The sequence below is a fragment of the Streptomyces ficellus genome (genome assembly GCF_009739905.1).
Taxonomy (GTDB): Bacteria; Actinomycetota; Actinomycetes; order Streptomycetales; family Streptomycetaceae; genus Streptomyces; species Streptomyces ficellus_A.
Window position 1 is genome coordinate 2,712,526 of sequence record NZ_CP034279.1, and the last position, 15,782, is coordinate 2,728,307.

The 15,782-nt window shown below is 73.3% G+C and carries 11 protein-coding genes; 4 read left to right on the forward strand and 7 right to left on the reverse strand.

Annotated elements, in window-relative coordinates:
- Positions 1-26 precede the first annotated feature (26 nt).
- Complete coding sequence (locus EIZ62_RS11640) at positions 27-704, forward strand: TetR/AcrR family transcriptional regulator (protein ID WP_156692638.1); 678 nt, start codon at positions 27-29, stop codon at positions 702-704.
- Here the strand turns inward: EIZ62_RS11640 and EIZ62_RS11645 are convergent.
- The 5 genes from EIZ62_RS11645 to EIZ62_RS11665 form a co-directional block, all read right to left on the reverse strand.
- Positions 682-3,138, reverse strand: coding sequence for a galactose oxidase early set domain-containing protein (locus tag EIZ62_RS11645; RefSeq protein ID WP_156696344.1), 2,457 nt, complete (start codon positions 3,136-3,138; stop codon positions 682-684). The two genes, EIZ62_RS11640 and EIZ62_RS11645, sit on opposite strands and share 23 nt — an antisense overlap.
- A 95-nt stretch (positions 3,139-3,233) precedes the next feature.
- On the reverse strand, positions 3,234-4,430 hold the full coding sequence (locus tag EIZ62_RS11650) for a glycosyltransferase (protein WP_156692639.1): 1,197 nt from the start codon (positions 4,428-4,430) through the stop codon (positions 3,234-3,236).
- Positions 4,427-6,106, reverse strand: coding sequence for an ArnT family glycosyltransferase (locus EIZ62_RS11655; protein WP_156692640.1), 1,680 nt, complete (start codon positions 6,104-6,106; stop codon positions 4,427-4,429). Before EIZ62_RS11655 ends, EIZ62_RS11650 begins: the two co-directional genes overlap by 4 nt.
- Positions 6,103-7,359, reverse strand: a complete 1,257-nt coding sequence (locus EIZ62_RS11660; RefSeq protein ID WP_156692641.1) for a glycosyltransferase — start codon at positions 7,357-7,359, stop codon at positions 6,103-6,105. The genes EIZ62_RS11655 and EIZ62_RS11660 overlap by 4 nt, the downstream gene beginning before the upstream one ends.
- 271 nt (positions 7,360-7,630) lie before the next feature.
- Positions 7,631-9,664, reverse strand: a complete 2,034-nt coding sequence (locus tag EIZ62_RS11665; RefSeq protein ID WP_156692642.1) for a thioredoxin domain-containing protein — start codon at positions 9,662-9,664, stop codon at positions 7,631-7,633.
- A gap of 161 nt (positions 9,665-9,825) precedes the next feature.
- Between EIZ62_RS11665 and EIZ62_RS11670 the strand changes: the two genes are divergently transcribed.
- Positions 9,826-13,047 (forward strand): tetratricopeptide repeat protein, encoded by a 3,222-nt coding sequence (locus EIZ62_RS11670; protein ID WP_156696345.1) that lies wholly within the window; start codon positions 9,826-9,828, stop codon positions 13,045-13,047.
- A gap of 410 nt (positions 13,048-13,457) precedes the next feature.
- On the opposite strand, the gene EIZ62_RS11675 is transcribed toward EIZ62_RS11670, so the two are convergent.
- Both EIZ62_RS11675 and mca read right to left on the reverse strand, forming a co-directional pair.
- Positions 13,458-13,721 (reverse strand): hypothetical protein, encoded by a 264-nt coding sequence (locus EIZ62_RS11675; RefSeq protein WP_156692643.1) that lies wholly within the window; start codon positions 13,719-13,721, stop codon positions 13,458-13,460.
- Positions 13,714-14,595, reverse strand: a complete 882-nt coding sequence (gene mca / locus EIZ62_RS11680) for a mycothiol conjugate amidase Mca (protein ID WP_156692644.1) — start codon at positions 14,593-14,595, stop codon at positions 13,714-13,716. Before mca ends, EIZ62_RS11675 begins: the two co-directional genes overlap by 8 nt.
- Positions 14,596-14,692: 97 nt before the next feature.
- Between mca and EIZ62_RS11685 the strand changes: the two genes are divergently transcribed.
- Positions 14,693-15,094: a DUF4307 domain-containing protein gene (locus EIZ62_RS11685; RefSeq protein ID WP_156692645.1), complete on the forward strand. Its 402-nt coding sequence runs from the start codon at positions 14,693-14,695 to the stop codon at positions 15,092-15,094.
- A 178-nt stretch (positions 15,095-15,272) separates the two neighbouring features.
- Positions 15,273-15,770 carry a transcription elongation factor GreA gene (greA, locus tag EIZ62_RS11690; RefSeq protein ID WP_156692646.1) on the forward strand — a complete coding sequence of 166 codons (498 nt, stop codon included), beginning with the start codon at positions 15,273-15,275 and terminating at the stop codon, positions 15,768-15,770.
- Positions 15,771-15,782 lie beyond the last annotated feature (12 nt).

Genomic DNA, 15,782 nt, shown 5'->3' on the forward strand with positions numbered 1-15,782 from the left:
CCGGGCGGCGGCCGGGATGGCCGACAATGAGCCACATGGCCGCCGCACCCCTGTCCCCGCTCGATCCGCTCCCGGGCGCCGATCCGCTCTCGGGGCTCGATCCGCTGTCCGCGCACCGGCCGCCCCTGGGGCTGCGGGAGCGCAAGAAGCTCAAGACCCGGACCGCGATCCGCCGGGCCGCCTACCGGCTGATCTCCGAGCAGGGGTACGACGCGACCACCGTCGAGCGGATCGCCGAGGCGGCCGAGGTCTCGCCCAGCACGGTGTCCCGGTACTTCCCCGCCAAGGAGGACATCGTCCTCACCGACGAGTACGACCTGGTCATGGAGGAGGCGCTGCGGCGGCGGCCGCCCGGCGAGGACCCGCTGGAGTCCCTCCGGTCCGTGATCACCAGGGCCGTGGCCGCCCATCTGGAGCACGAGCCGGAGCGGTCCCGGGAGCGCGCCCGCCTGATGGTGGAGGTCCCGGCCGTACGCGCCCGGATGACCGAGACGATGGCCGGGACCTCACGGTCGCTGTCCCGGGTGCTGGCCGCCCGCACCGGCCGGGGCGCGGACGACCTGGAGGTGCGGGTCTTCACGGCGGCCGTGATGGGCGCCCTGCGGGAGGCGCTGATCTACTGGGCCGAGCGCGACCAGCGGGACGACCTGGTCGCGCTCGTGCACCGCACCCTGGACGCGCTCAGGGGCGGCCCCGTTCTGTAGGCGCGACGGACGGTGCGGCCGGGGGTGTGGCCGCGCCCCTGGGCGTGGCCGGCAGCGTCATCCCGGGGACGTCCCCCTTTCCGCAGGCCGTGCCGTCCCGGTTCGGGTCGAGGCGCAGCGGGTCGTCCTTGCCGTTGACCTTCAGCCGCCCGTAGTCGTGCCGGGCGAGCCACTCGCAGCGGGCCTTGGCCGTCGCCTTCACCTCCTTCGGGAAGACGGTCGGTACGCACACCCCGGCCGTGCCGTAGTGCCGGTCGCACCCGGCGACGCGCGGGCTGACCGGAACCGAGTCGCGCTTCTTCAGCCGCTTCTTCGGGGCGGCCGTGAGGTCGTCCGCGAAGTCGTGGACGTGCGCCGACCGTTCCGCCTCCGCCGCCATGGCCGCCGGTCCGCCCAGGTGCACCCACTCGGCGACGGACGGGACGCCGTTGGCGTCGACCGCGAAGAGCATGTACCAGCCGGGCGGGGCGAGGTTGGGGTTGCCGGTGACGTTGAGGTCGATCGTCCGGTCGTCGATCACCGAGAGCGGCAGGTCGACGAACCGCTGGTTGGGGTCGGAGGAGTGGGTGACGGCGGCCGGGCGGATCAGCTCGGCCTTGGCGATCGGCCGGTCCACGGTGATCCGCTGGGTGTCGCCGTAGTTCCAGCGGCCGTCGATCACGGAGGTGATCCGCGGGCGCGGGCCCTTGAGCAGGTACGGCGGCGTGTAGATCGACACGTCGTGGTTGTAGGTGCCGTTGCCCGGGTTGTCGCCGACCGCCATCACCCGGCCGTCGGGCAGCAGGAACGCCGACGAGTGGTAGCCGCGCGGGACCGGGTCGGCGGCCATGCCCGCCCGGTAGGTGTCGGTCGCCGGGTCGAAGATCGACGCCTCGTAGACCGGGTCGGCCCGGTCGTGGAGCGCGCCGCCGGTCTCCAGGACCGTGCCGTCGGGCAGGAGGACCGCCGAGACGTACATCTTGCCCTCGGCCCCGGTCTGCGGGCGCTTGCCGGTGCCCTGGTCGACCAGGCCGTGCGGGATGGGCGGGCCGGCCACATAGGCCGGGCTGGGCTGCTTGAGGTCGATGATGTCGGTGAGGCGGTTGGCGACGGGGTTGGTCTCGTTGTTGCCGCCGCCGAGGGTCAGCACCCGCTGGTCCTGCGCGGGCGGCAGCAGCACGCTCGCCGACTCGTCCCGCTGGTCCTTGTTGCGCAGGCCGGGGACGTCGGTGATGGTGTTGGCGTCGTAGTCGTAGATCGACGCGCCCGTGCCCGGGGTGCCGTTGCCGAAGGTGTGGCTGCCGGAGTAGAAGAGCCGCCCGTCCTGCATGAGGATCATCGACGGGTACAGGCCCCAGTACGACCAGGTCTGGTTGACCTCGTTCATGGGCAGCCACTTGTGCTGCGTGGCGGAGAACTTCTCCGCCGTCACGTTGCCGGTGGAGTCCTCCTTCAGGCCGCCGAAGGAGATGACGTCACCGTTGCCGAGGATCGTCGCCGACGGGTACCAGTGGCCGCCGTTCATGTCGTTGGTCCTGGTGTACGTCTCGGTCGCCGGGTCGAAGACGTACGAGTCCTTCAGGCCCTGGTAGCCGATCGTGCCGTCGGCGGACGGATAGCCCTTGTTGCCGCTCATCACCAGCACCCGGCCGTCGGACAGCTGCACATGGCCGGCGCAGAACATGTCGACGGGGGTGGGGATGGTCTTGAACGAGCCGTTGGCCGGGTCGTAGACGGCGGAGGTGAAGGTGCCGGCCTCGAACATCTCCGGGTTGTTGCCGGAGCCGGCGATCAGCAGCACCTTGCCGTTGTGGAGGACGACGGAGTGCATGGAGCGGACCGGGTTCTTGGTGGGGAGGACCTCCCACTTGCCCTTGGCGCACTCCTCGGCGGTGCCGGTGCACTCCGGTTCGGGCGCGGGCGGGGTGACCTCCTCCATCACGTAGTCGTCGGTGGTGACGCTGCCGGTGCCGAAGACGGACACGCCCCAGGCGATCCGGTCGGTGCCGGGCGGCACGACGGGGGTGCGCACCTCCGCGCGCGTGTAGGCGCCTTCGAGCGGGAGGGTCTTGAGGTCGGTCCAGTACTGCCAGCCGGCGGTCGTGTCGTGCCGGAAGAGAGTGATCGCCGCGTCGGGCGTCGTCGACTTGTACCAGAGGGACAGGTCGTACTGCCGGTCGGCGGTGACGGTCGGGGCGCAGGCGGCCGACTCGGTGATGAGGGCCTTGCGGTCGCCGTCGGTGCGGCGGGTCAGCTCGACCTTCATGGCGGCGGTGCCGGAGTGGGCGTCGGTGGTCGTGGTGAACGTGAAGTCGTTGTCGCCCCAGCCGGACCGGGACCAGCAGGCGGGCATGGTGTCGGCGCCGGTGCCGGGATTCTCGAAGCCGGGGTTCTTGATGAGGTTGATCCCGGCCGCCGCGGGCGGCTGGGCGGCCAGCAGCAGGCCGGAGGTCATGGCGCCGACGGCGAGGAGGGCCGCTCTGCGGCGCCGGCGCGGTGTCCTTCCCACCGGGGTCGGTTTCGCTCGGGTTCGTGGGACCGAGGTCGGTTTCACCGGGGTTTCCTTCCTGTGCGGGCCGTACGCGTGCGGGCCGTGCGCGCTCTGCGGGGCAGGTAGACCAGGGCCTCGGTGCCGGCGAAGCGCAGGACGAAGGTGGTCAGCAGCGCGAGGGCGGTGGCGGGCAGGACCGCCATGTGGAGCTGCCCGACGAACAGGGCGATCAGCGGGATGCGCAGGACGAGGTCGGCGTTGGCGAGGAGCGCGAAGCGCCCCGCGCGGTCGGCCCAGTGACGGTGGTGGCGGCGGTCGCGGAACAGCAGGCCCTCGATGAGGAGGAAGTTCCAGGCGACGCCGAACTGGTTGGCGAGGATCTCGGCGGGCAGGTAGTGCAACCCGGCGCCGGTCAGGAGGTACAGCGCGGCGAGGTTCGGTACGAAGCCGGTGAGGCCGATCAGTCCGAAGACCACCATGCGGGCGAGCGGCGACGCCGTGCGCAGCCCGACGAGGTGCCGCAGGAACCGCAGGCCTTCCCGGGCGGTGGACTTGGACTCGCCGGCGAAGCGCTCCTCGAAGACGAACGGCACTTCGGCGACGCGCTCCGGGCGGCACCGCACGGCCAGCTCCAGCAGGATCTTGTAGCCGAGCGGCCGGAGCGCGGCGGCGGTCACGGTGCCGCGCCGGATCGCGAAGAACCCGCTCATGGGGTCGCTGATGCCGCCGAGGGCGCGCGGGAACAGTCCCTTGGCGAGCCAGGTCGCCCCGCGCGAGACGGCGACGCGGTAGCCGCCGGCGAGCCCGGCGCGGCTGCCGCCGGGCAGGTAGCGGCTGGCGACCACCAGGTCGGCGCCCTCCTTCTCGCCGGTGGCGACGAGGTCGGGCACGAGGGCGGGCGGGTGCTGGAGGTCGGCGTCCATGACGACGACCCAGTCGGAGGTGGCGGCCGCGATCCCGGCGACGACGGCGCCGCCGAGGCCGCCGTCGGGGGTGTCGCGGTGGATGACGGAGACGGGGAAGGGGCAGTCGCGTGCGGCGTCGGCGATCACGGCGGGGGTGTCGTCGGTGGAGTCGTCGACGAACACCACCTCGCAGGGCAGCCGGTCGGGCACGGAAGCGGCGATCCGGCGCAGCAGCTCCCGTACGTTGGCGGACTCGTTGAAGGTGGGGACGACGACGGTGACGGCGCCCGGCTCGGGCACGTCGCCGGTGGCCGGGGCGAGGTGTTCGGCGCCGGTGGGCTGGATGGTCACGGGGCCTCCGCTCGGCTGTCGCGGTCTGCGGCGCGGGCGTCCCCGGTGGTGGTCCCGTCCCGGGTGATCCTTCGGATCTCGATCCGTTCCTCGCCCTCGCCGAAGGTGGCGACGGGCGCCGAGTGCTCCAGGGCGGCCTTCACACGGGGCAGGTCACGGGCGTCGCGCCGCACGGTCGGGGAGGCGACGACGTAGTCGATGTCGCGCCAGCCGTGGGGCAGGGTCTTCGTCACGGCCGGGTCGAGGTCGGCCTTGTAGAACCAGATGACGCCGAGCCCGGGTTCGTACCCCGCGTGGACGAGGTCGAGCCAGAGCGCGTCGTCGACGAGCACGCGTGTGCGGGCCGGGTCGGAAACCTCGGCGGCGAGCCAGGCGGCGGCCGCCCGGTAGGGGGCGTTGGCGTCGGCGGTCATGGCGGTGCGGTCGCCCTCGTACCAGCGGGGGGCGATGTACGCGGCGGCGGAGGCGGCGAGCAGGACGGCAACCGCGCGGCGGACCGGCAGGAGGCCGGGCGTGCGGCGGCCCTTGCGCAGGACGGCGTGGGCGACGCTCGCCGCGCCGCCGGCCAGGACCAGGGCCAGGAAGGGCAGCGCCTGGATGACGTACATGGCGGGCAGGTAGCCGGAGGGGCGCATCGCGACGAGCGCCAGGACGGCGACGGCGAGCGCGGGTCCGGCCAGCGCCCGCGCGGTGACCGACCACCTGACGGTGGCCAGGAGCAGGGCGGCGCCGACGAGGCCGCCGACCGGCAGGACCCGGTCGTAGTAGAGCCAGGAGTCGAGCACCCCGTTGGAGCCGGTGCCCTCGGTGAGGATGAAGCCCGAGCCGGGACGGCTCATCTGGTACGTGATGCCGTCCCACAGTGAGACGTGTCCGTCGCCGGGCAGCAACTCGCCCTTGAGCAGCGCGAACAGCGGGTAGGAGAAGCCGATCAGGGCGCAGGCGGTGATCGCGCCGGTGACGGCGAACTTGCGGGTGTCGCGGTGGCTGTGGCGCCACATGGTGACCAGCAGCGCCGGCAGGACGACGAGCATCGTCTCCTTGGTGAGGACGCCGACGGCGGCGGCGATCCCGGCCCCGAAGTGGTGCCAGAGGTGTCTGCTGGGTGAGGCGGCGAGGCAGAACGCCAGCAGGATCCACATCACGGCGAGGTTATCGAGGAAGATCTCGCGCTGGAGGACGACGGACAGCGGGGAGAGCCCGAACAGCACCATGGCCAGGCCCGCTGCCCAGCGCGGCAGCCACAGGCGGCGCGCCAGCACGTACAGCATCACCGCGGAGGCGGCGCTGACCAGCAGCATCGCCAGGCGCATCGAGGCGACGGTCATCGTGTCGGGGGCGATCAGCGACGGGATCCAGGTGAGGGCGGCGAGCTGCATCCAGCCGAGCGGCGGGTGGTCGTACCAGTAGGTGTAGTGGGCGAGTCCCCGGCCGTTCTGCACGGCCCAGGCCTGGGCGAGGTAGGTACCCTCGTCGTCGCTGAGGGTGGGGTACTGCTGGATGTTCCAGCCCTGGACGACCAGGATCGCGACGAGCAGCACCCCGCACAGCAGCAGGTCGGGGCGGGAGCTGCGGAAGCGCACCACGGGCCGGGTGACGAGCTGTCGGCTGCCGCGGCGCGCGGGGGCGGTGGAGGGTTCGGGGGCGGCGGGGGCCGCGGGCAGGGTGGCGGTCACCGGGCGGCCTCCTCACGGACGAGGTGGGCGCCGACGTGGCTGGTGAGCTCCCACTCGTTGCGCCCGCGCTGCTCGCGCCAGACGGCGCGGACCGCCGCGCCGGCCAGCAGCACCTGGTAGAAGGGGCCGCCGGCGATGAGCTTCAGGTAGTGCGCGAAGCGCACCCGCAGCCCGTACTGCCTGCCGAAGTCGTGCAGTCCGACGATCTCGAAGACGAAGGTGACCATGGCCGTCAGCAGGGGGAGGAAGGTGATGACGGCGACGCCGATGGGCACGTCGAGGAAGAGCGCGATCGCCACGTTGAGCGGGATGATGATCCCGGTGAAGGCCTGCATGAACGGGGTCATCAGGGTGTAGCGGGCGAGCATCCGCTGTCCCAGGGTGGGCAGTTGGCGCCAGTCCTTCTTGCGGTACACCTGGAGGAAGCCCTGGTTCCAGCGGGTGCGCTGTTTGAGCAGGCTCATCAGGGTGCCGGGGGTCTCCTCGCGGGTGACCATGTCGGCGTCGTACGCGACGACGACCTTCTTGCCGGTGCTGGACAGTCGGACGCCCAGGTCGCAGTCCTCGGCGAGGCAGTTCTGGTCCCAGCCGCCGGCCTCCCGCAGGACGTCGGTGCGGACGAAGACGGTGTTGCCGCCGAGCGGGATGAAGCCCTTGGCGGCGTGCAGGTGGAGTCGGGAGCGGAACCAGAAGAAGTACTCCAGGCAGTTGCGCAGGGAGTACCAGCTGGAGTGGAAGTTGATCAGTTGGACGCCGCCCTGGACGACGTCGGCGCGGGTGGCGGTGAAGGCGTGGTCGACGTGCGCGAGCAGCTCGGGGTGGACCTGGTCCTCGGCGTCGAAGACACCGACGACGTCGCCCCGGCAGTACGGCAGGGCGGTGTTCAGGGCCTTGGGCTTGTTCTTGGTCTCGTGGGTGTCGACGACGACGCGCACGCGACCGGGGTCGCGGGCCGCGGCCCGGTCGGCGACCTCGGCGGTCTCCGGGTCGTCGTGTCCCACTATCACGATGATCTCGAAGTCCCGGTGGCTGGATTCCAGCAGCCGGTCGATCGTGTGCTCCAGCACGAGCTGTTCGTGGCGGGCGGGCAGCAACAGCGAGAAGGACAGCCCCTGTTGCCCGTCGGGGCTCTCGAAGCGGGTGGCGGCCAGCGTCTCGGGCGTACGCCAGGCGTGCATCTGCCACCACAGGGTGAAGGCGGCCATCCAGAAGAGCGCCAGCGATATGGCGGCGACGGACACGGAAATGAGCACGGAAAGACTCCCCCCATCGGCCGCGCCACGGCGTACGCAGGTGCGCGGGCCGGTGAGGTCACCGGCGGCACGCCACCGTGGCGCGGTCGTTCCCCAAGAGACATGTCAGGGGCGAATCGCGGCAGGACCCCCCTGGCCGTCGACGCCCTCGTTCAACGTCCACACACGCCCTCCCCAGAACGTGCGTGGAGTCTCCACTCCTTTGTCCGACGAGAATAGAGGCAGAGACTGACAGTCAGGAGGTGTCCGGGCAAAAACTGTGTATCCGGCGTCAGTTGGCCAGTTTGCCCGCCAGATCGTCCGGATCCGTGGTAGGCGCGTCGCAGGTGAAGTGCCGGCAGACGTACGCGGCGGGCCGCCCGTCGACCAGGGGGCGGTCCCTGAGCAGCGGGAACTCCTCGCCCGCGCCGTCCGGAACACCGAAGGCGACGACGGCGCCGGGAGCGGTGCCGAGCAGGGCCGCGCGGTGCAGGGCCCGGGCGGCCTCGTCGTCCGGGTGCCCGGCGACGGCGACCTCGCGCGGGCCGTCGAGGAGCGCCTCGGCGACTGCGAGGCCCCAGCCGATGAACCGGGGCGCACGCGGCCCGAGGGCCTTGACCACGCCGAGGGCGCCCTCGGCGGCGGTGCGGTGCGCCTCGGAGCCGGTGTGGGCCGCGTACGACAGCAGGGCCCCGGCCGCGGCGGTCCAGCCGGACGGGGTGGCGTTGTCGGTGGGGTCCTGGGGGCGGCGGATCAGCTGCTCGGCGTCGTGCGCGGTGTCGTAGAGGGCGCCGCCCTCGCCGGTGAACCGGTCGAGCACGAGGTCGAGGAGGAAGCCGGCGAACTCCAGCCACACCCCCTCGCCGGTCACGCCGGCCAGCGCGAGGAAGCCCTCGGCGACGTCGGCGTAGTCCTCCAGCACTCCGGCGTTGGCACCGGCGTGCCCGTCCCTGGAGGTGCGGGTGAGCCGCGCGCCGGAGTCCATGTGGAGCCGTACCAGCAGGTCGGCCGCCTCCGTGGCCCGCTCGACCAGGTCGGTGCGGTCGAAGTAGGCGCCGGTCTCGGCGAGCGCGGCGATCGCCAGCCCGTTCCAGGCGGCGACGATCTTGTCGTCGCGGCCGGGCCGGGGCCGCTCGTCACGGGCGGCGAGCAGCCGCCGCCGGATGCCCTCGATGCGCTCGGCGTCCACCACCCCGGCGCCCTGCGGCAGTTGCAGCACGGAGGAGCCCTCCTCGAACGTGCCCTCCTCGGTGACGCCGAAGTACTGCGCGGCGTACGCGGCGTCCTCCTCGCCCAGGACGTCGCGCAGCTGCGCGGGCGTCCACACGTAGAAGGCGCCCTCGACGTGCCTGCCCGTGCCGTCGTCAGAGTCGGCGTCGAGCGCGGAGGCGAAGCCGCCCTCGGCGGTGCGCAGTTCGCGCACCATGAAGTCGGCCGTCTCCAGGGCGACCCGGCGGGCCAGGTCGCTGCCGGTGGCGCGCCACAGGTGGGCGTACACGCGGCACAGCAGGGCGTTGTCGTACAGCATCTTCTCGAAGTGCGGCACCACCCACTCACGGTCCACCGCGTAGCGGGCGAAACCCCCGCCCAGCTGGTCGTAGATGCCGCCCCTGGCCATCGCCTCGCAGGTGTCGGCGGCCATCTGGAGGGCGCCCTCGGCACCGGTGCGGGCGTGGTGGCGGAGCAGGAACTCCACCACCATGGACGGCGGGAACTTCGGCGCCCCGCCGAAGCCGCCGTGCCGGTCGTCGTAGTCGCGGGTGAGCCCGAGGAGCGCCTGCGCGAGCTCCTGCTCACCGGGCGCGCCGGCCCCGCCCACGGCCAGCGAGCGCCCCGCCAGTTCCCGCACGATGTTCCCGGCGACCTCGTCGACCTCCTCGCGCCGGTCGGCCCAGGCGACCGCGACGCCCTGGAGGACCTGGTGGAACGAGGGCATGCCGTGGCGGGGCGCGGGCGGGAAGTACGTCCCGAAGTAGAACGGCTCGGCGTCGGGCGTCAGGAACACCGTCATCGGCCAGCCGCCGTGACCGGTGGCCGCCTGCACGGCCTCCATGTACACGGCGTCCACGTCCGGCCGCTCCTCCCGGTCGACCTTGACGGGCACGAAGTGCTCGTTGAGGTACGCGGCGGTCGTCTCGTCCTCGAACGACTCGTGCGCCATGACGTGGCACCAGTGGCAGCTGGAGTACCCGACGCTCAGCAGCACGGGCACCCCGCGCCGCCGGGCCTCCTCGAAGGCCTCGCCCGACCAGGGCCACCAGTCGACCGGGTTGTCGGCGTGCTGGAGGAGGTACGGGGACGTCTCATGGGCCAGTCGGTTCGGCATACCACCCATCCTGCCGGATGCGGGTACCACCCGCCTCGGGCGTCGGCAGGTTGTCCACAGGCCTCGCGCCGAACAGCCGTGCGGCGGACACTTGTCCCGGGAGTGATCACCGGCGGAGGGGGACGCGGATGAGTCGGACGGCGCGGACGAGCGGGACCGGGATGCGGGAGGACCATCGCGCGGAGGCCGAGCGGCTGTTGGCGCGCGCCGTGGAGGAGGAGGTCCGCCGCTCGGGCGGCCGGGCCGACGCGGGGGCGCTGCTGTCGCGGGGCCGGGACGCGCTGGACACGCTGGCGGAGAGCTCCGCCGAGGAGTACGCGGCGTACAGGGCGGCGCTGGAGGAGGCGGAGGCGGGCGCCCCGCCGCTGTCCGAGCGGTTCAGCCGGCAGGCCGTCGGGGCGCCCGCCCTGGTGACGGCCGTCGCGGCGGTGGCGGCGACCGGCGCGGACCTGGCACTCGGTACCGCGGCGGGCACCGCCCTGGGCGCCGGGGCAGTGGTCGCGGTCGCCGGCGCCGCGGCGACCGTGGTCCGGGCGACGGCGGCGCACTGGCCGGCCGCCCACCGCCGCGCCGGGGCGCTGGGCCGCCCCGGCGGGCCGGAGCAGCTGCGGCTCCAGTGGCTGACGGCCCTGGAGGTACGGGGCATCCGCCCGTTCCTGGACCAGCAGCGGGTCCTGGCCGCGGCCGTGCAGCAGCCGGAGCCGGCGGCCGCGCCACAGCTGCGTGGGCTGGACCGCAGCGCGATGGCCCGCCGGCGCGCCACCCTGGAGCGGTCCTACGGGCACCTGCCGGAGCCGGACGCGCCCTTCGCGGGGCGGCGGGCGGAGCTGGAGACGATCGAGCGGTGGGTGCGGGCGGCCCGGGCCTCGCCCGAGACCCGGCCGGTGGTGGTCGTGCTGCACGGCGAGCCGGGCGCGGGGCGCACCGCCCTCGCCGTCCGGGCGGCGCACCGGCTGCGGGACCTGTTCCGCGGGGCGTGCCTGGTCGACCTGCGCGGCGCGGGCGGCGACGAGCCGCCGCTCACGACGCGGGACGCGCTGCTGCACCTGCTGAACCGGCTGGGGGCGCCGCGTGAGCGGTTGCTCCCGCGCGACCGGTCGCCGGCGGAGCAGCAGGTGCGCAGGCTGGCCGAGGCGTACCACCAGCACCTGACGGGGCTGCCGGTGACGGTGGTGCTGGACGACGCGCACGACGCCGCCCAAGTCCGCACGCTGATCCCGGAGCGCTCGGACGGTCTGGTGCTGGTGACGGCGCGGGAGCCGCTGGAGCTGGGGGACGACGCCCCGGCGTGGGTGCACCACCTGCCGGTGGGCGGGCTGGACGTGGCGGGCGCCGAGGAGTTGCTGCGGGAGTCGGCCGGCGGCCCGGGCCCCGGTCCGTACGACGCGGAGGCCATGGAGCGGCTGCGGGAGCTGTGCGCGGGGCTGCCGCTGGCGCTGCGGGTGGCGGGCTCAGCGGCCGGCACTCGGCCGGTGGGCGAGGTGGTGCGGCTGCTGGCGGACCGGCCGGGCGGCCCCGTGGAGCGGGCCCTGGCGGCGTGCTACGCCACGGACCTGGACGACGACCAGCGGCGGCTGCTGCGGCGCCTGACGCTGGCGGGCCGGGCGTCCCTCGGTGCGGCGGCGGCAGCGGCGCTGCTGGCGGCGGGTCAGGAGGAGGGGCGGCAGCGGCTGCGGGAGCTGGCCCGGGCGGGGCTGCTGGACCAGGTGCGGGGCGAGAGGTTCCGGCTGCACGACGCGGTACGGGCGTTCGCCGCGGCCCGGCTGCGCGAGGAGGAGGACGCGGACGCGGTCGCCGCGGCGCAGGAGCGGCTGATCCGCAACCACGCGGAGCTCGCCGACTCGGTGATCCGTATGGTGGACGGCAAGATGTCCACGCGCGCCGGCCACGGCGCCCGGTTCGACGGGCACGGCTTCGTGTCCCTGGACGCGGCGCTGCGCTGGCTGGACGACGAGTCGGCGTTCATCACGGCCGCGCTGCGCGGCGCGGAGGGCGTGGGCCGGCAGACGGTGCTGGACCTGCTGGGCGCGCTGTGCGACTACTGCCTGCTGCGCGGCGACCTGCACCGGCTGGGCGAGCTCCAGCAGCTGACGGAGCAGGTGGACCAGGGGCTGCTGGTGCGGTGGCGCACGGGCATCGCGGCACGCCAGCTGGGCGAGCTGGACACGGCGCGGACGACTTTGACCTCGGTGGTGTCGCAGTACCAGGAGGCCCATCAGGACGCGGGGGCGGCGCTCGCGCTGTGCTCGTTGGGCATCACGCTGCACCACCAGGGCAATCTGCCGGAGGCGGCCGCCCGGCTGCGCGAGGCGCTGGCGCTCCAGGCGCCGCCGGAGCTGGCGGCCGACCGGGCGTGGACGCTGCACGCCCTGGCGGCGGTGGAGCGCGACCGGGCGGGGCTCGCGGAGGCGCTCGGGCTGCTCGACACGGCGCTGGCTCTGCACCGGGAGGCCGAGTCGCTGCACGGCGAGGCGTGGGCGCACTTCCAGCTGGGCCAGGTCGGCCTGCGGATGGGCGACGTGCCGCGGGCGGAGGAGGAGCTGCGGGCCGCGCTGGAGCTGTACGGGCGGACGCACGACGAGCGCGGTGAGGCCTGGGCGCTGACCCAGCTGGGTCGGGCCCGCCTGGTCGACGGCGACCCGGCCCCGGCGGCCGAGCAGCTGCGTACGGCCCTGTCCCGGCACCGGGACAACGAGGACGCCCGCGGGGAGGCCTGGACGCTGTACTACCTGGGCCAGGCGCTGGAGGACCGGGGCGACACCGACGAGGCGGTACGGGAGCTGGAGCGGGCCCGCGCGATGTTCTCCCGCATGCGGGACGTGTACGGCCTGGCGTGCGCCCGCCACCACGCGGGCCGGGCCACCCGCGACCAGCGCGCCGCCCGGACCGGCAACCTCCGCAACTCGGGCTTCGCCCGCCAGCTGCTGGTGGACGCCCGCGCGGACTTCCGCCGTATCGGCGTGGCCCACGGCGAGGCCTGGACGTGCCTGGAGCTGGCGGTCATCGACGCGGGCAACGGCCGGGCCCCGCAGGCGCTCGCCCTGTGCGACGAGGCGAACGGCCTGTTCGGCTCGTACGGCGACCTCCGCGGCGCGGACTGGGCCCGCTTCCTGCGGTGCACGATGCTGCCGTACGCCTCGCCGGGCGGGGTGGAGGTCGGCACGGTCGTCGCCCAGGAGGAGCTGACGGCCCTCGCGGCCGCCGGCCACCCGGCCCGCGACCCACGCCTGGAGGACGCCCTGCCCGCCTGGTCCCTGGTCCTGGAGCGGGGCGTCCGCCTCGAAGCGCCCTGGCAGGCCTGGCCCCTGGGCCTCACCCCCGGCCGCCACGCCCGGGAAGTCATGGGCGTCCCCACGGACCCGGACGCCCTCACCACCCCATGACGCCCGGCTCGGCGGCCGGACCGGCCCGGCCGGGCCGTCGCGGAGACGGGGCCGCCGCGCACGGTCGCCGCGTACGCGGCACCCGGCGCCGCGGCACCCACCACAGCGGGGTCCGGATGCACCGCGGCGCCGCCCGACGCGTACCCGAGCCGTCGCGTGCCCGGGCTGGCCACCGCGTACCCGGCGCCGCAGCGCCGCGGCACCCACCACAGCGCGTACCCGAGCCGTCGCGTACCCGGGCGGCTACGAACCGCACCGCCGCTGCGACGTGCCTCGCGCCCGGAGCCCGAAAGCCGGCGGCCCCGGGCGTGGGCGCCCGGTTCCGCCGGCGTGTCCGCGGGCCCACGGCCCTGGGCCCAGCACCCCGCCGCGTACCGCCCCCGCCGGGGCCGCGCCGGGTTAACGGGTCCCTAGCGGGCGCCCTTGCCGGTGTCCGGTGCGGTGGCCGCGTGGGCCTTCGGGGCTCCGGGGGCGTCCGGGGCCTCCGGGGCTTCCTCGAAGTCGACCTTGCCCATGTGGCGGTTCATCGACTTCATCAGCAGCCATACGCCCACGGCCATGACCGCGAAGACGATGAAACCGAGGACGCCGGGGGTCACCTTGTTCTCGTCGAGTTCCTTGGCGGCGAACGGGACGAGCTGGGTCAGTGCCAGGTGTGCGCTCATGTCAGGCATTGTCGCGGACGCCCGCGAAGAGGTCGTCCTCGGGGAGGGAGGTACCCACCACGGACTTGGCCAGCTCGTAGTCCTCGGTCGGCCAGACCTCCTTCTGGATCTCCATCGGGACGCGGAACCAGCCGCCGTCCGGGTCGATCTGCGTGGCGTGCGCGATCAGCGCCTTGTCGCGGATCTCGAAGAAGTCGGCGCAGGGGACGTGCGTGGTCAGCGTCCGCTCGACGCGCTCGAACTCCTCCCAGCGCTTCAGCCACTCCCCGTACGGGGACTCCAGGCCGCGGGACTCCAGCGCCTCGTGCAGGGCGACGGTGCGCGGACGGTTGAAGCCCTGGTTGTAGTAGACCTTCAGCGGCTGCCAGAGCGGGCCGAACTCCGACTCCGGGTACTTCTCGGCGTCCGCCGCGCCGTCGAACGCCACCATCGTGATCTTGTGGGTCATGATGTGGTCGGGGTGCGGGTACCCGCCGTTCTCGTCGTACGTGGTGATGACCTGCGGACGGAACGCCCGGATCGACCTCACCAGCCGTCCGGCGGCCTTGTCGACGTCCTCCAGCGCGAAGCAGCCCTGCGGGAGCGGCGGCAGCGGGTCGCCCTCGGGCAGGCCCGAGTCGACGAAGCCCAGCCACTCCTGCTTGACGCCGAGGATCTCGCGGGCCTCGTCCATCTCCTTGCGGCGCACCTCGTGGATGTTCTCCTCGATGTACGGGTCGCCCTGGAGCTTCGGGTTGAGGATGGAGCCGCGCTCGCCCCCGGTGCAGGTCACGACCAGCACGTCCACCCCCTCGGACACATACTTGGCCATCGTCGCCGCGCCCTTGCTCGACTCGTCGTCGGGGTGGGCGTGAACGGCCATCAGTCGCAGCTGCTCAGTCAAGACTCGATCCTCAATGAATGGTCACATCAGGCGGCTTCTATAGTGACGGAATCGGGGGGCGGAAAATTCCGCCGTCCGGCCCAGGAAAGGAACGATCATGAGCGCGGTGCGGGAAGGGCTCCCCGAAGGCCGTTACGGCCGCTCGGCGGACGAGCGCGCCGACCGCAAGCTCAAGATCGTCGGTTCGGTGCTGGGCGTCGCGATGCTCGCCCTGGTCGGCTGGTTCGGTTACGACTACGTCGCGGGCCAGAGCCTCAGCGCCGAGATGATCAAGTTCGACGTCTCGGCCGAGGACCGGGTGCAGGCGCACCTGGAGGTGCGCAAGGACCGGGACGCGCGGGGTTCCTGCACGCTGCGCGCCCTCGCGGAGGACGGCCGCGAGGTGGGTCACAAGGACGTCCGCTTCGACCAGGCCGACGACCGGATCGACGAGGTCGTCACCGTACGTACGACGGCACAGGCGACCAGCGTGGAGCTGCTCGGCTGCTCCGCGCAGTAGACGCGCCACCCGTCCCGTCCGTGTTCACCTCGTGACCTGCGCGGACGTAGATTCCGAGGCTTTCGTCCTCCCCCTTCCCCGCCGAAATTGTTAGGCTCGTGGTTTCGCCCATCCAGGAAGGCACAATCCTTCTGGGTAGGGCGATGCTTTGTATATCCAGTACCGACGAGGAGCACCTGTGACCCAGACCAGCGACAACGTCACCTGGCTCACCCAGGAGGCGTACAACCAGCTCAGGGCCGAGCTGGAGTACCTGTCTGGTCCCGCGCGAACCGAGATCGCCGCCAAGATCGCGGCTGCGCGCGAGGAGGGCGACCTGCGCGAGAACGGCGGGTACCACGCGGCCAAGGAGGAGCAGGGCAAGCAGGAGCTGCGCGTCCGCCAGCTGACCCAGCTCCTGGAGCACGCGAAGGTGGGCGAGGCTCCCGCGGAGACCGGCGTCGTGGCGCCCGGCATGGTGGTCACGATCGCGTTCGACGGTGACCCGGACGACACCCTGGACTTCCTGCTCGCCTCGCGCGAGTACGCGAGCTCGGACATCGAGACGTACTCCCCGCAGTCGCCGCTCGGCTCGGGCGTCAACGGCAAGAAGGTCGGCGAGGACGCCGAGTACGAGCTGCCGAACGGCAAGAAGGCGTCGGTGAAGATCCTCGACGCGAAGCCCTACTCGGGCTGACCGTCCGCCCGT